Genomic DNA, 25,676 nt, shown 5'->3' with positions numbered 1-25,676 from the left:
GCCGTTTTTAATTGATAACATCGTTGGCTTTGCGCTCAGGTAAGCGCAGACAAATGAGTTGTCTCTCAGTTTCATTGGCGCTCGACCATGCTGCAATTTCTTCAAGCGTACGATAGCAACCGCGACAAAAGCCATTGTCTGGATTAATCTCACACCAATTAATACAGGGCGAAGCAATGGGTGCAATGGGATTCAATTTCATTAAGACGTTTTAAACCGATTGATAAAACGTTTATCAGCATCATATTCAATAAAATGGGGATAGGCCCCAGCCCTTAAATGGGTTTGGTGCGAGCGCCACATTTCAGGATCAAAAAAATCGGGATGATGTTTAAGAAAATAGTGTTTGACCCGCTGATCGCCCAGTAAAAAAACCCGAAAGGTTTCTGGAAAAATATCTTTCGACCCAATTGGATACCAAGGTTCGCCCGATAACTCCTCCTCCTCGGTGTGAGCCGCTGGAACATGACGAATTTCACAGGCAGTTAAATATTCAATTTCATCGTAGTCATAAAAAGCAACCCGGCCATAGCGAGTGACGCCAAAATTTTTGTAAAGTAAGTCACCTGGAAAAATATTAGCGGCAATTAATTCCTTAATAGCATTGCCATATTGCAACACTCCATGCTCTATTTCGGCATCGCTACCATCCTGCAGCCAAAGGTTTAACGGCGTCATCCGCCGTTCTATATAGACATGTTTAATAACTAATTCATCTAGACCATCTAGGCCTGGTCTAATTTGCAGTAATGACGGACATTGCACTTGAATTTCGGCAATTAATTCAGGCGTAAAACGCTCAAGGGGGAAAACCACATCAGAAAATTCGAGTGAATCAGCCATTCGCCCTACCCGATCATGCTGTTTAACCAATTGATATTTGGCCATGATGATTTCACGGGTTGTTTCCTTGGGGGGCGGAAAGGAATCCTTGATCATCTTAAAAACATAGGGGTAGCTAGGTAAATCAAATACCAGCATCACTAAACCTTTAATGCCAGGCGCAATGCGAAATAAATCAGTAGAGTGCAGTAAGTGATGTTGAAAGTCGCGGTAAAACAAATTTTTACCGTGCTTTTGTAGTCCTAACATGTTGTAAAGTTCCGCACGGGGTTTGTGGGGTAACAAATTGCGCAAAAAAGTAACGTAGGCTGAAGGCACTTCCATATCGACTAAAAAATAACTATGAGTAAAACTAAATATTAGGCGTAAATCGACTTCAGATAATAATGCGCCATCTATATATAGTTGACCAGCTGCGTTATGCATTAGCGCAATTGCTAAGGGGATCACTTTTTCGCCATCAATAATGCGGCCAATAATAAAGGCAGTTTTATTACGAAAAAAAAGGCCAGTTAAGATATGAATTTGAAAATCTGCCTGTGTCGTAGCGCCATGTAATTCCTCGTTCACGCATTGATTTAATAATTCAATATCCCGCGTTAAATTTTCAAATGGTGTTTTAAATTGAAAACTCAGTAGCAAATCTGCAAGGACTTGTTTTAAGCCAGCACGATTTTCTGGATAGTAAGTGCGGTAGGTGGGCTTACTTGGGGCTTCGTCGTTCTCTAGGTATTCGGTAGAAATGGTAGGGCGGACAAAAATAAAATCATTATGAAAATAATCACGGCGTAAGATGCGGGTACATACTGAATTAAAAAATGTTTCCGCTAACTCAGGTTGGTGTAAATTAGAAACTAAACCAATGTAATGTAATTTCACTTGCTGCCACACCTCATCGGAACAATTTTCTGCATCAAACTCATCTTCCAAAATTTGCACAGTTTCTTGTACGCGTTGATCATAATAATCAATGCGATTCCGCTGCAATTGACTTACCCCAAACCAATCTTGCGCCTCAAAGCAGGCTTTTGCCGCTGTTCCAGCCTCGCGGAAGATGCGGTAATGGCGTTGAAATCCGGCCAACAGCGTTTGCGCCATATCGAAAGCAACCTGCGATGACAATAATTTGGGAAAATGGTTCATGCCACTAAGCTTAATCGAAGCGTGCAGAACTTGACTAATCCTCAAATCCACTACCCCTTGGGGGACGCCCTTCCACCGCTGGGTGAAGCTAGGGAAGTGGTTCCTGGGGTGCGCTGGATAAGAATGCGCCTGCCCTTTGCCTTAGATCACATTAATTTATGGCTTTTACGCGATGAAATCGATGGTGTAGAGGGGTGGACCATCATTGATTGTGGTATTTGTAATGCTGAGACGCAGACCGCATGGGAAACTATTTTTGCCACTCAATTGGCCAATTTGCCAGTATTAAGGGTGATTGTGACCCATATGCATCCCGATCATGTGGGGTTGGCAAAGTGGTTATGCGAGCGGTGGCAGGCGCCCTTATGGATGTCGATGGCAGAGTATTTAACTGCTCAGTGGTTAAGCAATAAAGAGGGGGGCGCAGCAATTGGCGCCAAAATGGGAGGAGGGGGATCGGCCGATCATCTGGAGCGCCATGGGCTTAATTCCGCCGAAGACTTGGCTTTAATTCGGGGCCGTTCTGACTATTACAGCAAGATGGTGCCAGGGATGCCGCAGCGCTATCGGCGTTTGATGGACGGGGATGTCATTTCTATTGGCAGGCATCTGTGGCAGGTAAAAATGGGCTATGGGCATGCGCCTGAACATGCCACCTTGTATTGCGCAAAATTAGGGGTTTTTATTTCAGGCGATATGGTCTTACCACGTATCTCTACCAACATTAGTGTTTATGATGCCGATCCCGATGCCGATCCCTTGGGATTGTTTTTACGTTCCTTGGCGTTATTTGCCCAATTACCTGTCGATACCTTAGTTTTACCCTCCCACGGTAAGCCCTTTAATGGCCTTCATTTACGTGTTCAGCAATTACAAGATCACCATGTTGATCGCTTAGCCGATACCATGGAAGCGTGCAACCAGCCGATTACAGCGCGCGACTTAGTGCCTATTTTATTTAAGCGCTCACTGGATACGCATCAAATGACCTTTGCCATGGGCGAAGCTATTGCCCATTTGAATCATCTTTGGCGCTTGGGAAAGCTGACGCGGAAGGCTTCCGCCGGGGTTTGGCAGTTTTCCGTCCGCTAGACCCTGCATTCCCTGCAGATGCAGCAGCATTTGTTGCCGCCGCGGTTGCTGCCGCGGTTGCTTTATTCACATTGTCCATGGCAGCTTCCTGTGCCGAGCCCATCGCCTCGCCAAAAGAGCGCAGCGCTAAAAGCGTGGCTTGCTGAACTTCAAGCCCTTGAATAGTCGACTTCAAGACGTTTAAATTCAGGTTTAACCAATTCTCAACGCTTTTAAGATCTTTAATCCGCTTTTCAATTTCAACGACATCAAGACCTGCAAAAGCATTATTAAATCCGCTAGCTGCCTTGTTCATATCGGTAGTAAAGGGAAATTGGCCGGCATTTTGCCCGGCCACACCTTGCCCCCACATGTTCTTCAACATCTCAAGGCTTTGATTAAATTCTGGGATAGTTCCAAACATAAATTCTCCATTTTGGCTAAAGACAAGCAATACCGATAAAATACGGGATTCTAAAGATTAATCCTCTTAACCTCACAATGCAATCAAATGGTTCAGTAGCACCCACTTCAACAGTACCTGCCTTTTTCGGTTCGGCAAGGTATACGCGTGGCGCCCTTTTACCCCAGCTCTTGCAAGAGCGCATTTTAATTTTAGATGGCGCAATGGGCACCATGATTCAGCAGCGGAAGCTTTCTGAAGCCGACTATCGCGGCTTGCCAGCGAGTCAGCGTTTTGCGCAGCATGCCAGCGATGTTAAGGGGAATAACGAGTTATTAGTTTTAACGCAGCCACAAATTATTCGCGACATCCACGATCAATATCTTGCGGCGGGCGCCGACATTATCGAGACCAATACCTTTGGCGCCACCACCGTTGCGCAAGATGATTACCGCATGCCCGAGCTAGCTCGTGAAATGAATGAACAAGCCGCGCGTATTGCTCACGAGGCTTGTGTGGCCTATAGCACAGCAGATAAGCCGCGGTTTGCAGCTGGTGCCATTGGCCCAACTCCTAAAACTGCGAGTATATCTCCTGAAGTGAATGACCCTGGCGCGCGAAATGTAACCTTTGACATTTTACGCAAAGCCTATCGCGAACAAATTGAAGGTTTGTTTGCTGGAGGTGTCGATTTATTTTTAGTTGAAACTATTTTTGACACTTTAAATGCTAAGGCAGCGTTATTTGCGCTCGATGAATTTTTTGAAGAAACTGGAGAACTTTTACCAGTGATGATTTCTGGTACCGTCACCGATGCGTCGGGGCGCATTTTATCTGGCCAAACGGTTGAGGCATTTTGGAACAGTTTACGTCATATTAAGCCGCTGACTTTCGGCCTTAATTGTGCTTTAGGAGCGGCTTTAATGCGCCCTTATATCGCCGAATTAGCGCGGGTTTGCGATACGGCAATTTCCTGCTATCCGAATGCCGGCTTACCGAACCCCATGAGCGATACGGGCTTTGATGAAACCCCCGCAATGACTTCCGGATTAATTGATGGTTTTGCAGCCGATGGTTTAGTCAATTTAGTAGGCGGCTGTTGCGGCACTACGCCAGAGCATATTCGAGCTATCGCCACCGCAGTAGCCCGCCGTAAACCCAGGGCGTTTTATCGTGAAAATTCACCTGAAGTCTTGTCATGAGTGATATTAAGCCGATGCGCTTAGCTGGCTTAGAGCCCTGCAATATCACTCCTGCAGTGGGCTTTGTCAATATCGGTGAGCGTACCAATGTAACGGGCTCAAAAGCTTTCGCGCGCATGATTTTGAATAATCAATTTGATGAAGCTTTGGCGGTCGCCCGCCAACAAGTTGAAAATGGTGCGCAGGTAATTGATATCAATATGGATGAGGCGATGCTGGATTCCGAGGCGGCAATGACCCGCTTTTTGAATTTAATTGCCTCAGAGCCAGATATTGCTAGAGTTCCCATCATGCTTGATTCATCGAAATGGACGGTGATTGAAGCTGGCCTAAAGTGCGTGCAAGGCAAATCCATTGTGAATTCTATTTCCCTTAAAGAAGGTGAAGACGCATTCCGTAAACAAGCGCGTTTAGTTAAACGCTATGGCGCGGCTACTGTAGTAATGGCTTTTGACGAGCAAGGTCAAGCTGATACCTTTAAGCGCAAAACTGAAATTTGCCAACGCTGCTACAACTTGTTGGTCGGTGAGATGGGCTTTCCTGCTGAAGATATTATTTTTGATCCGAATATTTTTGCGATCGCCACCGGCATTGAAGAGCATGATAATTATGCGGTTGATTTTATTAACGCCACTCGCTGGATAAAAGCCAATTTACCCGGCGCAAAAGTTAGCGGCGGGGTTTCTAATGTCAGCTTTTCTTTCCGCGGCAATGATCGCGTTCGCGAGGCCATTCATACCGTATTTCTCTATCATGCCATTCAAGCTGGCATGGACATGGCGATTGTCAATGCCGGGCAACTAGGTGTGTATGCTGATCTTGACCCAGAGTTACTCGAACGTGTTGAAGATGTCGTACTCAATCGCTTTAAAGAAAAAGATGGCCAAACCCCTACTGAACGTTTATTAGCGATAGCCGCAACTTTTAAAGGCGATGCTAGTAAGCAAGTAGAAAATTTAGTTTGGCGAGAGGCGCCAGTTCGCGAGCGCTTAACCCATGCTTTGGTCCACGGCATCACCACATTTATTGTTGACGATACCGAGACTTTACGCGCAGAAATTATGGGGGCGGGTGGCAGGCCAATTGAGGTAATCGAAGGCCCACTAATGGATGGCATGAATGTGGTTGGCGATTTATTTGGTGCTGGAAAAATGTTTTTACCGCAAGTCGTTAAAAGCGCGCGCGTTATGAAGCAGGCTGTTGCGGTATTAATTCCCTACATTGAAGAAGAAAAACGTTTGCATATCGCTGGTGGTGGTGAAGCGAAGGCCAAAGGCAAAATTGTGATGGCCACAGTTAAAGGCGATGTACACGATATTGGTAAAAACATTGTTACTGTGGTTCTGCAGTGTAATAATTTTGACGTTATTAATATGGGCGTGATGGTGCCTTGCGCCGAAATTTTAAAGAAAGCCAAAGAAGAGCAGGCCGACATTGTTGGCCTGTCTGGCTTGATTACACCTTCACTTGAAGAGATGACCTATGTAGCCCAAGAGATGCAACGCGATACCTATTTTCGCGACCGTTTATTACCTTTAATGATTGGCGGCGCGACCACTTCTCGGGTACATACTGCCGTCAAAATTGCCCCGCACTATGATGGTCCAGTGGTCTATGTACCCGATGCTTCGCGCTCAGTTTCGGTAGCGTCAAGTTTACTTTCCGATGAGGGCGCAAAAAAATTCATTTCTGAATTACAGGAAGATTATGTCCGTATCCGCGACCAACACGCGAACAAACGCAAGACGCCTCTCATTTCTTTAGAGGCGGCACGCAAAAATCAGGAATGTATTAATTGGCAAAATTGGGTTCCACACAAACCCAAATTTATTGGTCGGCGGCTCTTTAAAAATTACTCACTTGCTGAAATAGCCCCCTTTATTGACTGGACTCCCTTTTTTCAAACTTGGGATTTGGCAGGTAAGTTTCCAGCAATATTGGATGATGAAGTTGTTGGCGTGGAAGCGCGCAAAGTATTTGCAGATGCACAGGCAATGTTGGAAAAATTAATTAAAGGCCAATGGTTGCAGGCAGATGGCGTAATGGCTTTTTATCCCGCCAACACGGTTGGCGACGATATCGTTTTATATACTGATGAAGCCCGCAATCACCCCTTATTTGTTTGGCATAACTTGCGCCAACAGAGCGAACGACCCGTAGTCGATGGCCAACGGCGCCCGAACCGCAGCTTAGCCGACTACGTTGCACCGCATGCCACTGGCATTGCTGATTATGTAGGTTGTTTTGCGGTGACTACAGGCCACGGGGTCGAGAAAAAAGTGGCGCAATTTCAAGCGCAACATGATGATTACAGTGCAATTATGCTTAAAGCACTAGCCGATCGTTTAGCCGAGGCATTCGCTGAATTAATGCATTGGCGGGCGCGTACCGATTTATGGGGTTACGCCACGAACGAACAACTTAGTAATGAGCAAATGATTGCTGAGCAATACCAAGGTATTCGCCCAGCGCCAGGTTACCCGGCTTGTCCTGCCCATGAGGTGAAGTTAGATTTATTACGTGTACTCGGCTCAGAAGATATTGGGATGAGCTTAACAGAATCATTCGCGATGAACCCTGCTTCGAGTGTTAGTGGCTTTTATTTAGGTCATCCCGAAGCCCGTTATTTTAATGTGGGCAAAGTAGGTCAAGATCAATTGGCAGATTTAGCTAAAAGACGCAATGAAACAATTGAAGTGGTACAGCGCTCCTTAGCAAGTCAATTCGACTAGGACAGTACCTGCAACTGATTGCAACGCAGTTTAGATGTCCCACACCAGAGGTTCTTGCGCCGCCGCCGCCTGCTTCATGAGCTCTAAAAATGGAAAGGCCCGCCTGCCGAGAGGATCGCCTTTTGCCATTGCCGAGCTAGAGTGAGCTCCTTGGGATTGGGTTTGGGGCTGAGTTTGGGATTGGCGTTGTTGTTGATCTTGAATAATAGCGCTTTCAAGGAGCCAAATTAAATTTGGCAGTTCAGCGGCAGTCAAAATGCCGCGTTGCTCAAGGGGCTTGCCCAAGATTGTAAAAATGCGTTCACTCAGATCACTTAACATGATCACCTCGGGGCCGGCTTTAGAATGAAAATGGTAAATCATCTGTCGAGCTTACCATTGCTGCCTGATAAACTCATTAATCTATGTTGACAACCCAAAAGAACCATTTAATTCAGCTCTTAAGTGAAGCTTTAAAACAGACAGCACTCGCTCACGGTTTGTCGCCAACTGACATACCAGTACCCCAGCTCGAACGGCCAAAATCGACTGATCATGGTGATGTGGCTTGCAATATTGCCATGCAAGTAGCAAAGCTATGGCAGCTTAAGCCGCGTGATTTAGCGCAAACCTTAATTAGCCATTTAACAAACCAAGCCAATTATGCCGACTTCATTGCTGCTGCTGAAGTTGCTGGGCCTGGTTTTATTAATTTTCGCCTTACCAATCAAGCTAAAACAGCGGTTATTAAAGAGATCTTAGTTGAGCAAGCGCGCTTTGGCTTAGTCAAGTTAGCGCCCTCAGCGGGAAATGCAAAACCAGCCAAAGTGATGATCGAATTTGTTTCAGCTAACCCTACTGGCCCATTGCATGTAGGGCATGGGCGACAGGCAGCCCTAGGAGACGCCATTGCTAATTTACTCAGCACCCAAGGATTAGCAGTTCACCGCGAGTTTTATTACAACGATGCAGGTGTGCAAATTGCCAACCTAGCCCTCTCAGTGCAGGCGCGCTTAAGTGGGCTCAAGCCAGGCGATAGTGCATGGCCAGAGTTAGCATATAACGGTGAGTACATTGCCGATATTGCAACAGCATATCGCGCTTTACCAGCGCATCACTCAGAGACCGATCTTGAATCAATTCGTCAATTTGCGGTTGCTTATTTACGGGCAGAACAAGACCTGGATTTAAGTATTTTTGGGGTGCAATTTGATCAGTACTACTTAGAGTCTTCTCTATATGCCGATGGCAGCGTGGCCCACATTGTCGCTGACTTAGAGGCCGCTGGTAAAACCTATGAGACCGATGGTGCTTTGTGGCTCAAAACGACTGCAGACGGCGATGATAAAGATCGGGTGATGCGAAAGTCTGACGGCAGTTATACCTATTTTGTACCCGATGTTGCCTATCATGCGAGTAAATGGCAGCGGGGTTATCAGCAGGTCATCAATATTCAGGGTAGTGATCACCATGGCACCATCATGCGCGTCCGCGCAGGTTTACAGGGGGTGGCACAGCAACGTCAGTGGGCCATTCCCAGTAATTACCCAGCCTATGTTTTGCATAAAATGGTTACGGTGATGCGCAATGGCGAAGTCGTGAAATTATCGAAACGCGCTGGATCTTATGTCACGGTGCGCGATTTAATTGAATGGTCGGGTGGTATTCATGACGCCATGACAGCGGAGGAGCGTGAGTTGGCGTTACAACGCGGACGTGATGCAGTCCGCTTCTTTTTAATTTCGCGCAAAGCCGATACGGAGTTTATTTTTGATGTTGATTTAGCCTTGCAACAAAACGACGAAAACCCAGTTTTTTATGTCCAGTATGCTCACGCCCGAATTTGCTCCATTCTGGCGCAATGGCATGGTTCTCCTGCTGATTTAGCTACAGCAAACTTCAGTCTATTAAGTAGTAAAGCTGCCGATCATTTGCTGCGGCGATTAGCTGAATATCCAGAATTACTTGCTACGGCCGCGGCCGATTTAGCCCCCCATGCACTCGCCTTTTATTTACGCGATTTAGCCGGCGATTTTCATACCTTTTACAATGCAGATCGTGTCTTAGTGGATGATCTCGAGTTAAAAAATGCTCGCTTAGCTTTATTAGCGGCGACCCGTCATGTAATTCAGAATGGCTTGGCTGTTTTGGGGGTATCAGCCCCGAGCAAAATGTAAGATGAGGGGATGAAAGTGAAATCGACAAGAGAATTTGGGGGTACCTTATTGGGTTTAATTCTCGGGCTAACATTAGGCCTTGCTTTAGCTTTGGGGGTAGCTTTTTATTTATCGAAAACGCCCCCGCAAGAAAAGCCCGGAATTCGGGCGCCGAACTTACCATTAACGATTAAACCCGCCGTTCCAGTTGAAGAAGAGGGCGCCCCAGCTGCCACCCCATTAGATTTGAATAAGCCCTTGCAAGGAAAAAAACCACCTAGCAATGCGGAAGCTAGCCCCGATCCGATTCGCGATATTGCCAATGGCAAAAAACCTGAGCAAAAGCCAGCAGATGTCAAAGCCCCAGAAGCCAAGAATACCGAACCCATTTTCTTTGTCCAAGTAGGCGCTTACAGCAAAAAAGCTGAGGCCGATGCACAAAAGGCAAACTTAGCAATTCAGGGTATTGAGGCGCAAATGAGTGAAGCATCAGTCGAGGGTAGTGTCGTATGGCGTGTGCGGATTGGCCCATTTGTCTCAACTGAAGATACCAAAGCAATTACTAATAAATTAAGTAGTCTTGGCATGAAACCCACTATTATTCGAGCAAATAAATCATGATTTCACCCCTTTCTTTTTATCGTCAACTTTGTGTTCGTGGCTTATTAGTAGCCTTTAGTCTTTTGCCCTTGGGGCAGCTGAGTGCGCAAATCATAGGCCAAACTGCAGGCCAAACCGCAGGCCAAGCAGCAGGTAGCGCAGCGTCTAATATTAAGCCTCAGCCTGGCAATCAAAAAATTCAAGAGGGTATTGACTACCGCATTTCAACTGCCCCGCAACCCGTCGAAACCAAAAACAAAGTCGAGGTAATTGAATTTTTTTGGTACGGCTGCCCGCATTGTTTTGAGTTTGAACCCGAACTTAGTGCTTGGGCTAGTCGCCAAGGTAAAGACGTAGTATTTAAACGTATACCAGTGGCATTTAGAGACGATTTTTTAGTGCATAGTCAGCTATTTTTTACGCTCGAAGCCATGGGCAAAGGGGATGCCTTAAATAATAAAGTCATGACCGCGATTCATAAAGAAAACAAACGACTACTAACGGAAAATGACATTGCCGATTGGGCAGTCAGTCAGGGGCTCGATCGCAATACCTTTCTTACCACCTTTCGCTCATTTGCTACCGTATCAAAAGCACGGAATGCCAATCAACAATCGACTAACTATCGTATTGACGGTGTGCCAACGGTGGTTATTCAAGGGCGCTATGTTACTTCTCCATCGATTGCAGGAACCAAAACAAAAGCCATTCAAACAATGGATTATTTAGTCGACAAAGTGCGCAAAGAGAAGTACAAATAAATACTGAAGAACAGCATTAAATTTTGACAAAGTGACGCAAAATCCAAAAGTAAATTGGGTACGGTAACAGGCGTAAGAATTTTAAAAATCGCGAGAACCGTTTAGGAAAGTGAATGTCAAATTTACCCTGTTGAATACCGGCTAAAATTTCTTGCGCTGCTGTTTCTGGGCTGATTAGTGCGGGCATCACAAAATCATTTTGGGCGGTTGCTGGGGTTTCTACAAAACCAGGCGAGATCATGTGCACACTTAATCCGCGGGGTTGCAAATCATAGAATAAAGCTTCACAAAAATTAATCATTGCCGCTTTGCTGGGACCGTAAGCGAGCGCTTTGGGTAAGCCACTATAGCCGGCTACGCTACCCACAATGGCAATATGGCCAGCATGTTGTTCAAGCATATCGGGCAGAACTGCAGCTACAGCCCGCATGGGGCCGAGTACATTTGCTTGTACGGTTTGCTCAGCAGCAGCAAGCGCAAAATTATCAGCCCGCAGCGGAATATATATCCCAGAAACAAAGAGTAATAAATCGAGCCCATGCCAAGCGCGCACAATTGCTTGATAGGCCAGATCAATTTGTTCTGCCTTAGTAACATCAAGGGGTAAGCTTAAACATTGATTAACTTGACCTAAGGCACAAAGGGTCTCTAGGCGCTCAAAGCGGCGTCCTGATAAGGCGACTCTTGCTCCTGCCGTAATGAGTGTTTTTGCACATGCTTCACCAATTCCACTGGTGGCACCAATTACCCAGACCCGTAGGCCTGTAAATTGAGTAATTCCGGGTTGCTGCATGCTCATGGCGACGGAATTGTGCTTGGCTGATGGCTTAACGTAAATTGCACGACATCAATGTTTTGCTCTGAAAAGCCAGCAGCACAATACATTAAATAAAAATTCCATAAGCGAATAAAGGCCTCATCAAAGCCAAGTTGTTTTACCTCAGGCAATTTAGCGTTAAATTGCTCAAACCAGATGCCTAAGGTTTTGGCGTAATCTTTACCAAAAGCAAATTCGCTGTCAATTTGTAACCCCGCTTGGTTAGCTTGAGCAATAAAAGCGTCACGTGATGGCAACATTCCACCGGGGAAAACGTATTGCTGAATGAAGTCGGTACTATTGCGATAGCGCTCAAATAAGTCAGGGGCAATCACAATAGTTTGCACGCAGGCCTTGCCATTGGGTTTCAGGCAGGCTGCAATACTTTGAAAATATTCGGGCCAATGACTTTCACCTACTGCTTCAAACATTTCAATTGAAGCAATGCCATCAAACTGAGTATGACAGTCGCGATAATCTTGTAGGCGCACGACAAAACTAATCGGCTGATGGCTAGCGCGAGTGGAATTAACCGCATCAGCTTGACTGACCTGAGCGATACGCTCATGTGCAAATTTAGCTTGTTCGCTCGAGAGAGTTAGCCCAGTAATATTCAGGCCTGCGCGGGCAGCTACGGACATAAAGCCACCCCAGCCACAGCCAATTTCAAGAACGCTATCACCTGCTTTACATTGTAAGGAATCGAGAATGCGTTGATATTTAGCATTTTGGGCTTGAGCTAACGATGCTTGCCCCTGGGACTCAAACCATCCGCTGGAATAGGTCATCGTTTCATCTAGCCAGAGTCCATAAAACGCATTACCTAAATCATAGTGCGCATGAATATTCTTGCGGCTACCCGCTTTTGAGTTGCGTCTTAACCAATGTTTAAATCGGTAGGCTAAGGATCCCACCCAGCTGCCATAAATTGCTTTTTCTAAAATAGTTCGATTTCGTATGGCTAACTCAAGTAGGAGCTTAAGGTTGGGCGTCTCCCATTTACCGCGAATATAACTTTCAGCAAAACCAATATCCCCATGGCGTAGGACATCTCTAAACAAACCCCAATCAAGCACATGAATTTCAGCATGTAGAGCCTCGCTTACTTGCCCGAAGTGTTGAATTTCTCCATTTGGCAGAGCAATCGAAAGGTGACCGGCACTTAAATGTCCAAGCATTTTTAAAATGGTTCTGGCGGCCAGCGGAATATTACGATAGCTAGCCGTATCGGCCCGTGCTTTTGAGAAATTGAGTTTAGCCAGTAAAGGCTGTCCAGGTCGATTCATCGGCTTACTTCAAATTCCGGTGGTTGGGGTTTTGAGTGAAAGGGCACGCCTTTAAGCCACAGCTTAATTGCTTGCCAATGAATTCGGGCAATCACGCCAATACTCATTAAAGGATAACTCAAGATGGCCAAGCGTAAATTGCGCCGATTTAAAGGTCGCTCAGTTCCGCTAATGCTTGTATTAATAAGGGCCTGATCATCTTCAAGTAGCTCAATGCGATAAAGGGTACGATTTTTTGCTTGGCTATCTTGGGCAAATAAAAAGCGAAAATGGTAATTGCCCTGCACTTCACAAAATGGTGAGACATGAAAGACTTTGCGACTCGCTAAGGTTTCACCAGAGCGAATCGATTCGCCGGAATCTTTAGCCAGCAAATAACAATGCCGCTCGCCAAAGGTATTGTTGACTTCCGCCACAACGGCACGTACTTCACCGTTTGTGCGGGTACAAATCCAAAAACTCACGGGATTAAAGGTATAACCCAAAACCCGTGGAAAAGTTTGGAGCCAAATCTCGCCATCAACCCCATTAATCTGATATTGAGTTAAGAGTGCCTCTACCCAAGCCAGCGAATCTGCATTACCTTGACCATGATCTTTATCATAAAAGGAAATAAAGCGAAATTGATTGTCACCCAAGCCATGACGGCTTAATACTTGTGCATCAGTGCGCCGTAAGCGCAGCGGAATTTTGAGAGTAAAAACCCGATATCCAAATGAATTATGCTTAGGTCGAAAGCGGGTGTGTTTAACTACGCCGAAAGTGAGTTGAGCTTCTTTCATGTAGTTTTCTCAATTAGGCCGTGCGCTGAACGGGCGCTGGTAAGGCAAACGAATGTAGGTGCTCCAGTAAATCGGCCGCTACTAATTCACCCGAACGTAAGCCATCTTCATGAAAGCCGTAGCCTGCCCAAGCGCCGCAATACCAGACTGACGATTTACCCTGCATCAAGGCTAGATCATATTGGGCTTGAATAGCACTAGCATCGAAAATGGGATGTGCATAGTGAACCACCGCATGAATCGTTTCTGGTTTAGGTTCCCGCAGCGGATTTAAACTGACGATGATGGGTATTTGCTCAAGTTGCACTGGTAACGGTTGGAGTTTATTAATTAAATAATTGACACTAACAGCAGTTGCTTGATGGGCTGTATGCCCCATTTCTGTAACGTAATTCCAGGAGGCCCAGCAGCGTTTTGCGGTGGGCAAAAAAGAGCTATCAGTATGGAGGATGGCGCGGTTCTGCTGGTAGGGAATGCTCGCTAGGACTGCTTTCTCGGCTGCGCTATTTCCATGCACCAAGCGCAAACTTTCATCACTATGACAGGCCATGACCACTTCATCAAAATACGCTATACCCTGTGCGGTTTGAATAGCAATCTTACTGCCACTGTTGGTATTCTCAGGCACGGTAACCCGTAATACCTTTTCCCGCGTAATGGTTACTGCGTGCAATTCTAGTGCGCTAACTAAGCGTTTTACATATTCACGAGAGCCGCCTTGTACGGTTAGCCACTGGGGGCGCCCTTGTATTTTTAATAAGCCATGATTATGACAAAAACGAGCCATTGATAAAATGGGAAACGCTAGCATCTGCTCAACTGGGCACGACCAAATAGCGCCAATCATTGGCAAAAAATACCATTGACAAAAATGCTCACTAAAGCGATGGCGCTTTAAAAAAACCGCAATACTTTCTTCTCTACCGAGGTTGGTATGGGGTTCATGTTTTTGCTTTAAAGCTAGGGCAGTAGCCAAGCGATTAAAACGCATAATGTCATAAGCCATTAACCAGAAAGCGGGCTTAAATATATTTTTCCGCTGCCCAAAAAATGCATTGAGATTTGTGCCTGCCCATTCTAGTGCACGCTCTGGATTGCCAGCGGGAGATACTTTCGTTGGTGTTTCAAGTGCAACTGAAAAGGACATTTCTGAAGCCACAATGGGAACCGCCAACTCTTCAAATAAACGTAATAAACGGGGATAGGTTTGCCGATTAAAAACTAAAAATCCGGTATCAACGCCATGGCGAACTAGCCCCGTAGGGGTGTTAATTTCGATATCGATAGTATGGCTATGGCCACCAAGGTGATCGCCGCCTTCAAATACGGTGAGTTCCAATAAAGCCGATTGACGTAAGGCATACGCACAGCCTAGACCAGCTATGCCGGCACCAACAATGGCTACACGCTTTTTTGTCGTCATTAAAATTACAACACTTTCTCTTTAAGTAGTTTTTCTACTTCACTGGTAATCGATTTACTCTCGGGCTTAGTCATGCTGTTGAAAGAATCAATCACTTTCCCATTACGGTCAATGACATATTTATAAAAATTCCATTTTGGGGTGGTTCCGGTTTGGGCCACTAGCATTTTGAATAGCGGATTAATATTTTTTCCACTGACAGCTGTTTTAGCAAACATAGGAAATTTTACGTCATAGGTATTTTTGCAAAAATCGGCAATTTCTTTATTGCTGCCAGGCTCCTGTTGGCCAAAATCATTTGATGGAAAGCCCAGTATCACGAAGCCTTGATCTTTAAAAGTAGCATACAATTTTTCTAGACCTTCATATTGGCTCGTAAAACCACAATAACTCGCAGTATTCACTACCAAAATGACCTTACCTTGATATTGACATAAGTTTTGTGGTGCCTCGTCTTGCAGGCGTGGAAAAGTATGCGAAAGTAGGGGGCTGCATTGGCTAGACGCTGCCTGCGCCAGAGCAAAAGAACCGCCTAAAAAGAAGCAAATAAATGCCAGTAATTTCAACTTCAACATGCTTATTAGCCTCAGGGTAAAAACGCGTGGGCGGTTTAGGTGGGAACCGCAAAAGTGCAAGTCTAAGACATTCCAGCTTAATATGCTGGTATGCCCTTACCCTTACCCCCTTTTGAGGCCAAAATTGTTCAGCCAAAAGACCTTTTGCTGGCCTTGGCCAAGCTGCCGCGACCATTAGTCTTTACCAATGGTGTTTTCGATATTTTGCATCGGGGTCATGCCAGTTATTTGGCACAGGCGCGTCAATTGGGGGCTAGTTTGGTGGTTGGCGTGAATTCTGATGCCTCTGTCAGGCTGCTGGGAAAGGGTGATGATCGGCCAATTAATGTCGAGGCAGATCGTCAGGCATTACTCGCAGCATTAGCCAGCGTTGATTTGGTGGTGTTATTTGAGGAAGCTACCCCGGTAGATTTAATTGCCCAAATTCGCCCCGAAATTTATGTAAAGGGGGGCGATTATCACATCGATACGTTAGAGGAAGCGCGCTTAGTGAAAACCTGGGGCGGCAAGGCAATAGCAATTCCATTCTTGTTCGAACGTTCAACCACAAATTTATTGAGGAGAATTCGTCAAGCGCATTAAGTATTTTGTTGTAAGTAAGCCCACAAACCTCTAAGGGCTAAGCGATCGACTACCTCAAGGGGGCGATTTTTTAAGGTTGGATGTGAATGGATCGCTTCAACCAATAAGCCTGCATTACCACCGTCAATAAAAATGTGCTCGATGGGGTGATGCAATTCAGCAGCCAAAGTAATCGCTTCATGGAGGGCGCCGACTTGTGCCGCCATACAACCATTCTGAATAGCTGCTGCACTGCTTAAGCCAAACTCACGACTGGCGCTTAACTCTTTTGGGGCTTGCAGTTGCGCTGTGCCATCGACCAAGCTATTCGCCATTAAAGTAAAGCCGGGCAAAATCCAGCCACCGTAATGAATCCCATTGCTACCCAATAAATCAATAGTACTGGCAGTCCCTGCGCTGACCACCAAAGCATTCCCCCCAAAGAGGGTGCGCGCCCCGATCAGTGCCGCCCAGCGATCAGCGCCCAAGGACAGTGGTTTTGCATACTGCGTGCGTAAGCCAGTAAAAGGACTATCGCCTTGTAAATTGATCCATGGCGTCGATGACCATGCCGTCAAGAGATTTTGTAAATTGTTTTTTGCTTGTGAGGATGCCACACTGCAGATCGCAATAGCTGTTGGTTGGGGGACGGTCTGCAAAATATATTGAGCGAGCTCTTGACCATGCTCGGGCGAGAGTAAAAGTTTGGTATCTATCGTGCCACTAAAGGCCCAGACTTTTTTATTGCGTTCACTAGGAAGGCTATCTTGCTCAACCGCCGCCCATTTTAGGCGGGTATTGCCAAGGTCAAATAAGAGCAAGAGACTCACTTTTGCCCCCGTAAAGAAACATCACCCGCATGAATCAGGGTTTGTTGCGAGCCTTGTTGCAGTATGAGGGCGCCAAGCTTATTAACCCCTAAGGCGATACCTGTTTGTGGGTTCATACCAGGGCTAGTAATAATGACAGCTTGATTTGCATAGGCATCCCATTCCAACCAGATTTTTTGTAGTGCGGCGAAACCTTGTTCTTCAAATTCGCTTAATATAGGCTGCAGTTGGTCAAGAATTTTGAGCCAGATGATATCTAGTGCGGGCAATTGCGCTGGCTTGATTAGTAGCTCTTCGAGCCCTGCGATGCTTTTGCCAACCGCGCTTTCTAGCATCGTTGTTTTTACTGCATTCAGACCAACCCCAATGACCATCCAAGTTGCTTGATCAGGCTGAGTTTGTCCCCCCTCAATTAGAATGCCGCCAAGTTTTCTTTCGCCCAACACAATATCGTTTGGCCACTTTAGTCGTAAGCCCATTTCATAGAGCTTGCTTAAGGGTAGATTAAGCGCAGAACTAATACCGTTAATAACCCCGATGCCAACGGCTAAGCTCAGCCCGCTTAACTGAGCAGGCGAACATTGAAATGGATAGGCTAACGAAAAACAGAGCGAGTCACCCAATTGGGTTTGCCAATCCCTTCCGGCCCTACCTTTACCGGCAGTTTGCACACTAGCCATTCTGGCAATTGGGTCTATTAGCTCGCCAGCTCGCCAACGAATCAGTAAATCGTCATTGGTAGAAGTAGTTTGGGCCACTTGTTCTAAGATGCAATTCCAGTTCATTCTGCTATTGTAGAAAGGTCTGACCTAGAATGGGAAGATGAAATCTCCCGGGCGTTTACCACGAAAGCTAGCATGGCCATTAAGGGCAATGCCATTGGCGCGGGCTTTTGCCATTATTTATGGATTATTGGTCATTTATGCCAGTCTCAATCCCTTCGATTTTGATTTTCGAAATGGCGTCACTGCAGGGGCTTGGTGGGATGCGCCAATGCCGCGAGTTATCCCAGTATTTGATTTAATTGCCAATGTCCTAGCTTATATTCCGCTTGGATTTTTAATCGTGTTTGCAGTTTTTCCACGTTGGCGTGGCCTCACTGCCTTAGCTTTCGCAGTAGGATTTTCAGCGTTGCTGGCAGGTACTGTTGAAACAGCGCAAATTTGGTTGCCAACCCGTATTCCCAGTAAAACCGATTGGTGGGCTAACGTATCAGGCGGGCTGATCGGTTCGCTGTTAGCGATACCTTTAGGCCCGAGGTGGCTTTCAGGCAGCATTCTTAGGCGACAGTTCGATCGTTGGTTTGGCGTGAATTGGGCCCTCTGTGTTTTATTTTTACTATTTCCTTGGGCCCAAATTTATCCGCAAAGCTCATGGCTGGGAATGGGCGCCTGGAGTAATCAGGCTTTTATTAGCGCCGATTGGGGGCTCTTGATACTCAATCCCGCCTTACAAGAGATGTTGATTACGGCCATTTGTTGGGTCGGCACCGGCCTGTTGTTTTCATTGGGCATCAATCAACAAGCGCCCCTTTGGCGCTTGTTGAATGGCCTGCTATTCATTTCAGTGGTAATTAAAACGATCTTTACCGCTTTACAGTTTGGTTTTGAGTTTGGATTTACATGGCTCACCGCAGGTTCAGTCTGGGGAATGATCATTGGCGCGCTGGGCTTATATTTCGGCCTACGATTAACTACAAAAATCCGCTACATGATTGCGCTAGCCTGTTTGCTACTCATTATTTTTGCAGTAAATTGGTTCCCACATAATCCATATTTTGTTTTAACTTTAAGAGCTTGGCATCAAGGACGCTTATTGCATTTTAATGATCTAATGCAGTGGGTTTCTTGGCTTTGGTTGCCGTTTGCATTGTTATGGCTAATCCTCAACAATCGCTATTGGCACCAGAGATAATTAATAGCAGAAAGCGATATCATTTTTTATGTATTTTCAACATCATCTATTCTTTTGTTTAAATGAGCGCAGTAATGGCGAAAATTGTTGTGCTCAACACGGCGCTCAAGGTTTATTTGACTTTGCTAAAAGGCGAATCAAAGAATTAGGTCTGGCTGGGGTGGGGCAAGTACGCGTGAATAAAGCGGGATGCCTTGATCGATGTGATCATGGGCCGGTAATGGTTATCTATCCGGCAGGTGTTTGGTATACCGTTATCGATACCAGCGATATTGAGGAAATTATTCAGACCCATCTTATTCAGGGTCAAATAGTAGAACGCCTCCAACTCGTCTAAGATAAATATTAATAGCATGAATCGCCGCACCCAAGTCATAACCATCCCCGGTTTGGTGGGATCAATACAAATCGCCGTTGACATTCCGGAAGCTGTCATCCGTACCTCCAATTTTATGGTGCGCGGCTTAGCCCTCATCGCCCATCCGCATCCCTTGATGGGGGGCACGATGGATAACAAGGTTGCGCAAACTGTAGCGCGGACATTTAATCAATTAGGCTACGTTGCGGTGCGCCCCAACTTTCGTGGCGTAGGGGAATCAGCAGGTGTACACGATGCAGGTAACGGTGAAATTGATGATTTATATCTGCTTACGCAGTGGATGCGTCAGGCAGTCAGTTGGCAACCTTTGGGCTTAGAGATTGGGCAGATTGAGCAATTGCCATTGGCCCTAGCAGGATTTTCTTTTGGCAGTTTTGTCTGTAGTCACTTACTTAAGCGCTTAGTTCAAGAGGGTCAAGCCGTTGAGCGCTTAGTCATGATAGGTTCTGCAGCAGGGAAGTGGGAAATGGCGCCAGTGCCCGCCAGTACGATTTTAATTCATGGAGAACTCGATGAAACCATTCCACTGCAAGCTGTTTTTGAATGGGCTAGACCGCAAGAATTAGTCGTCCAGGTAGTTCCCGGTGCAGATCATTTTTTTCATCGACGCTTACATTGCATTCGCAATATTATTCTCGGCGAATGGCTTGGCCAGGCTGCTTGGACACAATAAATTATTTTTTAATAAAGGGGTTGTAGTGGAAGAAAAATCACTGATTGAATATCCATCCATTTTTCCGATAAAAGTGATGGGCAAAGCGAACCCAGACTTTCTGCCAGCGATTATTCATATTGCCCAGCAATTCGATCCTATTTTTGACCCGACTTTAATTGAGCAACGGCCGTCAAAAGATGGAAATTACTTGGGCTTAACTTTGCCTATTAATGCGACTAGCCGTGAACAACTCGATGAAATTTATCGAACTCTCTCAACCCATCCTTTGGTTAGTATGGTGCTCTAGTTGTTTGTCTAACCATGAATAATCCCGCCGCTATTTTGGTTAAGCAATTAGGTTTAGTCGATTATGTAACAACCTACGCAGCGATGCGTCAGTTTACGCAAACGCGGGATAAAAATACCCCAGATGAAATTTGGGTGCTTGAACATCCACCTGTATTTACCTTAGGTTTGGCAGGAGATGCAAGCCATCTGCTCGAACCCAGCCAAACCATTCCGCTAGTGCAAGTCGATCGCGGCGGGCAAATTACTTATCATGGACCAGGCCAGCTAGTCGTTTATCTCTTACTCGATTTAAAGCGTCAGTCATTGCTGGTGAAGGAACTAGTTCAACATATTGAACAGGCCCTGATTAATACCTTAGCCGACTATGGTTTTCAAGCAGAAAGGCACAAGGGGGCGCCGGGTATTTATTTGGCGAAGCAAGCAAAACTTTCGGAAACTTTGATTGGTTCTAAAATTGGCGCCTTAGGCCTGAAAGTGTCACGCCATGCCTCCTATCATGGATTAGCCTTAAATGTAGCCATGGATTTAAGTCCATTCACACAAATCAATCCTTGTGGCTTTAAGGGTTTAAAAACAGTTGATATGCAAACTCTTGGGATCGACGACAATATAGACATTGTAGGTCAGCATGTTGTTAGTCACCTGCTGCAATTGTTGCAAAATAGAAATTGATTTTAAGTATGGCCATCAATAAAACCGAAACCAACCTTCCCTACGATCCCACGCGGAAACAAAAGTCTGCCGAAAAAACGGCACGGATTCCAATTAAGATTGTTCCCTTAGAGCAGGTATTAAAAAAACCTGACTGGATTCGGGTTAAAGCCGCTTCCAATCATTCCCGTTTTGCTGAAATAAAAACCATTCTTCGGGCTAACCAATTAGTCACGGTATGTGAAGAGGCTAGTTGCCCAAATATCGGCGAGTGTTTTGGTAAAGGGACAGCAACCTTCATGATCATGGGTGATAAATGTACCCGTCGTTGCCCATTTTGTGACGTTGGTCATGGCCGACCCGATCCCCTTGATCTTGCCGAACCTTTAAATTTAGCCCGTACTATTGCTGCATTACGCTTAAGTTATGTTGTTATTACCAGCGTAGATCGTGATGATTTACGCGATGGCGGAGCACAGCATTTTGTCGATTGTATTGTGCAAACCCGCACACTTTCAGCGGCAACACGGATCGAAGTTTTGGTGCCCGATTTTCGTGGCCGCTTAGAAAAAGCCTTAGATGTTTTCTCGGCCAATACCAATAACGGCTTACCCGATATCATGAATCATAATTTAGAAACCGTGCCAAGACTTTATAAAGAAGCGCGCCCTGGTGCAGACTATGCTCACTCACTTAAACTACTGGCTGACTTTAAACACCGCTTTCCAGCAGTGGCTACCAAGAGTGGTTTGATGGTTGGCTTGGGCGAGACTGATGACGAAATTTTAGCGGTGATGAGAGATATGCGTGCTCATCAAATTGACATGCTCACCATTGGTCAGTATTTAGCCCCATCTTCTCATCATCTGCCAGTACTGCGTTATGTGCATCCCGATGCATTTAAAGCCCTTGAAGCAGCGGCTTACGCAATGGGGTTTGTGCATGCAGCCGTTGGCCCAATGGTTCGGTCAAGTTATCATGCCGATCAACAAGCACATGGGGCTGGGCTTGTCTAAGTTATTAGTTTTGGCATTACAGGTGGGCTTAATCTTGAATTTATATGGGTGTAGCCCGCCATTCGATTGGCGCACAGTACGCGTTGAGCAACAAGCTTACACAGCACTTTTTCCTGCCAAGCCTCAGCACCTCGAGCGTCAGTTGAGCTATAAAGGAGGCACCCTAAAGCAAGCGCTTGAGGTAGTTAAAGTAGCCGACCACATTTATTCTATTACGACAATTCAGGTGCCTGCCGATATTGCTAGTAGTGCTGATGAATTAATAAAGCAGTTACAGCAAGCGATTTTTACTCAAGCGAATGTAGATCCTGCAGGCGCTCTAGCGGTAAAGGGTTTTTATCTAGCCAGTGGTTCGCCTATTCGCTTCCCTACAACCGATTATTTTTTGCTGATGAAACCAGTTGACGGAGTTGAACGGATGATGCGTGTGCGCTGGATAATACGCAGTATTCCAGGCTTAGGTCTATACATTTATCAACAGTCCTTATTGAAGCCTACGCCAAAAAATAGCGGACCATTGAGTCAGACTGTACTCCAAGAAAATTTAAGCGATGATAATGGCGTACCTTTTTTTACTGATTTTCATCCAGACTAAAATTAGTTCATCATGCCATTAATAGGCTTACTTAAAGCGCTCGCTTCCAGAAGGTGAGTACGCTTTAGTTGGGTTGATGTAGAGCCCTCAAGGTCGGCAATGGTGCGGGCAATTTTTAGCAAGCGCTGTATGCCTCTACCCGATAGATTAAGACCTTTCCATACTGTTTGTAACTCACCCTCATCAGCCGCATCAATTTTTACCCAGCGCTTCATTTCCTGTGTATCTAAGGCATGATTCATTTTTCCTTGGCGACTAATTTGCAAAGCCCATGCATTAGCGATGCGCGTTGCCACTTGGCTGGAAGTAGCACTAGCTGTTGTGGTCAATTGTGTTTGAAAAAATAACTCGTGTGGCACGGGAGCAATCATCATTTTGATATCAATGCGATCGAGCAAGGGCCCTGAAATTTTATTTTGATAACGTAGTCTTTGTGCAGCCGAACAAACACAAACTTTCTCGGGGTGGCCAAAGTAGCCGCAGATACATAAATTCATCGCCGCAACCAGCATGAAGTTACAGGGAAAGTGGCTGGAAAGATGCGCGCGAGTAATTGTGACACGGCGATTTTGTAAAGGCTCGCGTAGCGCCTCGAGCGTGGGCCGGGCAAATTGTGGTAACTCATCTAAAAAAAGAACTCCTTGGTGGGCTAAGGTAATTGCACCTGGTAATGGGTGCGCTCCGCCACCCACTAGCGCTGCAGTAGTAATGCTATGGTGCGGATTTTGCCAGGGTCGCAAGCGCGATAAATCTGTTGATTCCAGAGCACTATGATGACGTGCCGCTTTCAAGCTATGTAGGGCGGCAATCTCGAGGGCTTCATCGAGCGTTAATTTTGGCAGTAATTGTGGCAAGCATTTAGCTAGCATGGATTTGCCGCATCCAGGAGGGCCTGCCAATAAGAGCGAATGAAAACCTGCGGCCGCAATTTCAAGGCCGCGTTTAGCGATCAAATGACCTTGAATATGGGCAATGTCGTGGGCGCCCGCTTCCTTTAAATCAATTGTGAGTTTCTTTGCACAGTTGCTTATTACCTCAAGCTGAATTCGGCCACACAGAAAGTCGCAAACCTGAGTTAGACAATTCGCACCTAATACGCTTAGATCAGGAATGATGCTAGTGACACTGCAATTTTCTTGCGGAATAATAAAGCTACGTAGCGATTTTTCTTTACGCATCGCCATGGCAATTGCCAAGCAGCCACTAAAGGGTCGCAATTCACCGGATAAAGAAAGTTCGCCAGCAAATTCATATTGATCTAATTGCTTGCAAGGCAGCTGCGCGCTAGCAGCCAAAATGCCTAGCGCAATGGCTAAATCAAAACGTCCAGAATATTTTGGTAAATCGGCAGGCGCTAAATTAACAGTAATGCGCCGATTCGGAAATTCAAACCCACTTTGGATGATCGCGGCCCGTACTCGATCTTTACTTTCTCTAACGCCTGTATCGGCTAAGCCAACAATGGTAAAGGCAGGCAAACCATTTGCTAAGTGAACTTCAACGCGCACCTGTGGAGCGTCAAGGCCATTAAGGCCACGACTAAAAATAACTGCAAGCGGCAATTACGAGCGCTGCTTTTCTATTTCAGTAACTTTGGCTTCAAGTGCAGCCAGTTTTTCACGGGTTTTAGTAAGCACTTTAGTTTGTAACTCAAATTCGTCGCGGGTCACTAAGTCGAGCTTTTGAAAACCTTGCGTCATCATCGTGCGCACATTTTTTTCTAAATCTTTGGCCGGCGAGTTACGAATCGCCTCGCCAACTTTATTTTGCATTTCAGTGGCAACGCGCTGCATTTGTTCCAGGATTTCGTTGGGTTTTTGCATAAAAAGGCCGATTTAAAGAAGTGAATAGCAAGAAGAATAGAACTTATTTTAAGGCTGATTGATCCCCACGATGCTTGAATGGCAATTTTATGTCAATTTGCACCAAATTAGGGCAAAAGTACTGCATGGATTTGGGGCATATGCCCAAGCAAGGGGAAAAAGGACAAAAACAGCGCGTTGCAAAAAGCGATGATTGCATTTAAGTAGATGTACCTATTTTTAATTTTTTAATCTGAATAAGGAGTTGGGATGAAAACTTTTCATAAATCGACTATCGCTTTAGCAGTTGTGGGGCTCTTAAGTGCAAATGCATATGCCCAAAATGCTGCCTCACCAAATCCAAACCCATTACCCGCAGAACCTGCTGGCGCAGTCAGTGGACCAGACATTAGTCCCATCACTGCCAACGTAACAGTAGCCAATAACTACATCTATCGCGGTATTACGCAAACTAACTTTAATCCCGCAATACAAGGCGGTTTTGATTATGCACATTCCAGTGGTTTCTACATTGGTAACTGGAACTCATCGATTACTTGGATTTCGGATGCTGCATCAAATGGTGGTACAGGCGCTAATTCCTCTAGCCTTGCAGTTGGTAATAGTAAAAACGTTTCTGCGCCAATCGAAATGGATTTTTATGCCGGCTTTAAAAAGGAATTCATTGGCGAAGGCTTTATGTCAGACCTTGGCGTACTCCAATACTATTACCCCACCACAAACTATCCATCTTCGTTTACCAATCCAAACACTACAGAAATTTACGCTGCCCAAAACTATGTGTTTGGACCCCTAAGCGGGTTTCTAAAGTTTAATTACTCGGTTACTAACATTTTCGGCTTTTCAAATAGCTCGGGATCTTATTATCCAGACTTAACCGCCAATTACGATACAGGCCTGTGGGGCTTAGTGGTCAATGCGCACGTTGGTTATCAATATATTGCCGGTCAGAAAACATCATCTACGGTACCCACCGTAAGTTATACCGACTGGAAAATTGGTTTGTCTAAAGATTTGGGCGGTGGTTTAGGCATTTCTGCGGCATATGTAGCCACTAATGCAGCAAAAGCAGGAGGTGTATACGCCTACCAAAGCCCTACCGGAAAAAATCTTGGCGGCTCGCAAGGTCTTGTTACTTTAACCAAAGTTTTCTAATTTCCCACAACGGAG

The 25,676-nt window shown here is 45.7% G+C and carries 28 protein-coding genes; 15 read left to right on the top strand and 13 right to left on the bottom strand.

All coding sequences use genetic code 11. The features are described from left to right. Positions 1–7: 7 nt before the first annotated feature. A complete protein-coding gene (locus tag LZG75_RS00755; RefSeq protein ID WP_233924440.1) occupies positions 8–202 on the bottom strand; it encodes a DUF1289 domain-containing protein in 195 nt (64 codons plus the stop codon). Next, positions 202–1,986, bottom strand: a complete 1,785-nt coding sequence (aceK, locus tag LZG75_RS00750) for a bifunctional isocitrate dehydrogenase kinase/phosphatase (RefSeq protein ID WP_233934775.1) — start codon at positions 1,984–1,986, stop codon at positions 202–204. The genes LZG75_RS00755 and aceK overlap by 1 nt, the downstream gene beginning before the upstream one ends. On the opposite strand from aceK, the gene LZG75_RS00745 reads away from it, so the two are divergent. Next, positions 1,978–3,078: an MBL fold metallo-hydrolase gene (locus LZG75_RS00745; protein ID WP_370634753.1), complete on the top strand. Its 1,101-nt coding sequence runs from the start codon at positions 1,978–1,980 to the stop codon at positions 3,076–3,078. The two genes, aceK and LZG75_RS00745, sit on opposite strands and share 9 nt — an antisense overlap. Here the strand turns inward: LZG75_RS00745 and LZG75_RS00740 are convergent. Then, positions 2,993–3,481 (bottom strand): PhaM family polyhydroxyalkanoate granule multifunctional regulatory protein, encoded by a 489-nt coding sequence (locus LZG75_RS00740; RefSeq protein WP_233924443.1) that lies wholly within the window; start codon positions 3,479–3,481, stop codon positions 2,993–2,995. The two genes, LZG75_RS00745 and LZG75_RS00740, sit on opposite strands and share 86 nt — an antisense overlap. A gap of 77 nt (positions 3,482–3,558) precedes the next feature. Between LZG75_RS00740 and LZG75_RS00735 the strand changes: the two genes are divergently transcribed. Next, positions 3,559–4,662, top strand: coding sequence for a homocysteine S-methyltransferase family protein (locus tag LZG75_RS00735; protein WP_233934774.1), 1,104 nt, complete (start codon positions 3,559–3,561; stop codon positions 4,660–4,662). Next, entirely contained in the window at positions 4,659–7,394 is a 2,736-nt protein-coding gene (gene metH, locus LZG75_RS00730) for a methionine synthase (RefSeq protein WP_233924445.1), read from the top strand. The genes LZG75_RS00735 and metH overlap by 4 nt, the downstream gene beginning before the upstream one ends. A 30-nt stretch (positions 7,395–7,424) precedes the next feature. Here the strand turns inward: metH and LZG75_RS00725 are convergent, their stop codons facing one another. Further along, positions 7,425–7,757 carry a DUF1840 domain-containing protein gene (locus LZG75_RS00725; RefSeq protein WP_233924446.1) on the bottom strand — a complete coding sequence of 111 codons (333 nt, stop codon included), beginning with the start codon at positions 7,755–7,757 and terminating at the stop codon, positions 7,425–7,427. Positions 7,758–7,798: 41 nt separating this feature from the next. Here LZG75_RS00725 and argS point away from each other — a divergent pair, with 41 nt between their 5' ends. The 3 genes from argS to LZG75_RS00710 are packed head-to-tail and all read left to right on the top strand — an operon-like array spanning position 7,799 to position 10,890. After that, complete coding sequence (gene argS, locus LZG75_RS00720) at positions 7,799–9,550, top strand: arginine--tRNA ligase (RefSeq protein ID WP_233934773.1); 1,752 nt, start codon at positions 7,799–7,801, stop codon at positions 9,548–9,550. Between the two features lie 9 nt (positions 9,551–9,559). Beyond that, entirely contained in the window at positions 9,560–10,150 is a 591-nt protein-coding gene (locus LZG75_RS00715) for an SPOR domain-containing protein (protein WP_233934772.1), read from the top strand. Further along, on the top strand, positions 10,147–10,890 hold the full coding sequence (locus LZG75_RS00710) for a thiol:disulfide interchange protein DsbA/DsbL (RefSeq protein WP_233934771.1): 744 nt from the start codon (positions 10,147–10,149) through the stop codon (positions 10,888–10,890). Before LZG75_RS00715 ends, LZG75_RS00710 begins: the two co-directional genes overlap by 4 nt. A 16-nt stretch (positions 10,891–10,906) precedes the next feature. Here LZG75_RS00710 and LZG75_RS00705 read toward each other — a convergent pair whose 3' ends face one another. Genes LZG75_RS00705 through LZG75_RS00685 form a run of 5 tightly spaced genes read right to left on the bottom strand, consistent with a single transcriptional unit; the run spans position 10,907 to position 15,773 of the window. After that, positions 10,907–11,689 carry an SDR family NAD(P)-dependent oxidoreductase gene (locus LZG75_RS00705; RefSeq protein WP_233924450.1) on the bottom strand — a complete coding sequence of 261 codons (783 nt, stop codon included), beginning with the start codon at positions 11,687–11,689 and terminating at the stop codon, positions 10,907–10,909. After that, positions 11,686–12,993 carry a cyclopropane-fatty-acyl-phospholipid synthase family protein gene (locus LZG75_RS00700; protein WP_233934770.1) on the bottom strand — a complete coding sequence of 436 codons (1,308 nt, stop codon included), beginning with the start codon at positions 12,991–12,993 and terminating at the stop codon, positions 11,686–11,688. Before LZG75_RS00700 ends, LZG75_RS00705 begins: the two co-directional genes overlap by 4 nt. Continuing rightward, positions 12,990–13,775 (bottom strand): DUF1365 domain-containing protein, encoded by a 786-nt coding sequence (locus tag LZG75_RS00695; protein WP_233924452.1) that lies wholly within the window; start codon positions 13,773–13,775, stop codon positions 12,990–12,992. Before LZG75_RS00695 ends, LZG75_RS00700 begins: the two co-directional genes overlap by 4 nt. Before the next feature lie 13 nt (positions 13,776–13,788). Further along, positions 13,789–15,198, bottom strand: a complete 1,410-nt coding sequence (locus LZG75_RS00690) for an NAD(P)/FAD-dependent oxidoreductase (protein ID WP_233924453.1) — start codon at positions 15,196–15,198, stop codon at positions 13,789–13,791. 5 nt (positions 15,199–15,203) lie between these two features. Beyond that, positions 15,204–15,773 (bottom strand): glutathione peroxidase, encoded by a 570-nt coding sequence (locus LZG75_RS00685; RefSeq protein WP_233924454.1) that lies wholly within the window; start codon positions 15,771–15,773, stop codon positions 15,204–15,206. A 90-nt stretch (positions 15,774–15,863) separates the two neighbouring features. On the opposite strand from LZG75_RS00685, the gene rfaE2 reads away from it, so the two are divergent. Continuing rightward, complete coding sequence (gene rfaE2, locus LZG75_RS00680; RefSeq protein ID WP_233934769.1) at positions 15,864–16,355, top strand: D-glycero-beta-D-manno-heptose 1-phosphate adenylyltransferase; 492 nt, start codon at positions 15,864–15,866, stop codon at positions 16,353–16,355. Here the strand turns inward: rfaE2 and LZG75_RS00675 are convergent. Both LZG75_RS00675 and LZG75_RS00670 read right to left on the bottom strand, forming a co-directional pair. Further along, a complete protein-coding gene (locus tag LZG75_RS00675; RefSeq protein WP_233924456.1) occupies positions 16,352–17,164 on the bottom strand; it encodes a type III pantothenate kinase in 813 nt (270 codons plus the stop codon). The two genes, rfaE2 and LZG75_RS00675, sit on opposite strands and share 4 nt — an antisense overlap. After that, the gene (locus tag LZG75_RS00670) at positions 17,161–17,949 is read right to left on the bottom strand and encodes a biotin--[acetyl-CoA-carboxylase] ligase (protein WP_233934768.1); all 789 of its coding nucleotides are present in this window, start codon (positions 17,947–17,949) and stop codon (positions 17,161–17,163) included. The genes LZG75_RS00675 and LZG75_RS00670 overlap by 4 nt, the downstream gene beginning before the upstream one ends. 37 nt (positions 17,950–17,986) lie before the next feature. Between LZG75_RS00670 and LZG75_RS00665 the strand changes: the two genes are divergently transcribed. From LZG75_RS00665 to LZG75_RS00635, 7 genes are read left to right on the top strand one after another with little or no spacing between them, the layout of a single operon-like run. Then, positions 17,987–19,078, top strand: a complete 1,092-nt coding sequence (locus LZG75_RS00665) for a VanZ family protein (RefSeq protein ID WP_233924458.1) — start codon at positions 17,987–17,989, stop codon at positions 19,076–19,078. 28 nt (positions 19,079–19,106) lie between these two features. Beyond that, entirely contained in the window at positions 19,107–19,415 is a 309-nt protein-coding gene (locus LZG75_RS00660; RefSeq protein WP_233934767.1) for a ferredoxin, read from the top strand. Between the two features lie 16 nt (positions 19,416–19,431). Next, positions 19,432–20,130 carry an alpha/beta hydrolase gene (locus LZG75_RS00655; RefSeq protein ID WP_233934766.1) on the top strand — a complete coding sequence of 233 codons (699 nt, stop codon included), beginning with the start codon at positions 19,432–19,434 and terminating at the stop codon, positions 20,128–20,130. A 25-nt stretch (positions 20,131–20,155) separates the two neighbouring features. Continuing rightward, complete coding sequence (locus tag LZG75_RS00650; protein ID WP_370634754.1) at positions 20,156–20,419, top strand: YbeD family protein; 264 nt, start codon at positions 20,156–20,158, stop codon at positions 20,417–20,419. A gap of 14 nt (positions 20,420–20,433) precedes the next feature. Beyond that, entirely contained in the window at positions 20,434–21,093 is a 660-nt protein-coding gene (gene lipB / locus LZG75_RS00645) for a lipoyl(octanoyl) transferase LipB (RefSeq protein ID WP_233924461.1), read from the top strand. A gap of 8 nt (positions 21,094–21,101) precedes the next feature. Next, positions 21,102–22,088 (top strand): lipoyl synthase, encoded by a 987-nt coding sequence (gene lipA, locus LZG75_RS00640; protein WP_233934765.1) that lies wholly within the window; start codon positions 21,102–21,104, stop codon positions 22,086–22,088. Further along, complete coding sequence (locus tag LZG75_RS00635; protein ID WP_233934764.1) at positions 22,081–22,683, top strand: hypothetical protein; 603 nt, start codon at positions 22,081–22,083, stop codon at positions 22,681–22,683. Before lipA ends, LZG75_RS00635 begins: the two co-directional genes overlap by 8 nt. A 2-nt stretch (positions 22,684–22,685) precedes the next feature. Here the strand turns inward: LZG75_RS00635 and LZG75_RS00630 are convergent, their stop codons facing one another. Both LZG75_RS00630 and LZG75_RS00625 read right to left on the bottom strand, forming a co-directional pair. Further along, complete coding sequence (locus tag LZG75_RS00630) at positions 22,686–24,245, bottom strand: YifB family Mg chelatase-like AAA ATPase (protein ID WP_233934763.1); 1,560 nt, start codon at positions 24,243–24,245, stop codon at positions 22,686–22,688. Continuing rightward, entirely contained in the window at positions 24,246–24,506 is a 261-nt protein-coding gene (locus tag LZG75_RS00625; protein ID WP_233924465.1) for an accessory factor UbiK family protein, read from the bottom strand. Positions 24,507–24,755: 249 nt separating this feature from the next. On the opposite strand from LZG75_RS00625, the gene LZG75_RS00620 reads away from it, so the two are divergent. Beyond that, complete coding sequence (locus LZG75_RS00620) at positions 24,756–25,661, top strand: TorF family putative porin (protein ID WP_233934762.1); 906 nt, start codon at positions 24,756–24,758, stop codon at positions 25,659–25,661. Positions 25,662–25,676: the final 15 nt, after the last annotated feature.

It is taken from the genome of Polynucleobacter sp. IMCC30063 (genome assembly GCF_021395235.1).
Taxonomy (GTDB): domain Bacteria; phylum Pseudomonadota; class Gammaproteobacteria; order Burkholderiales; family Burkholderiaceae; genus Polynucleobacter.
This window is presented reverse-complemented; position numbering and strand designations above follow the sequence as displayed.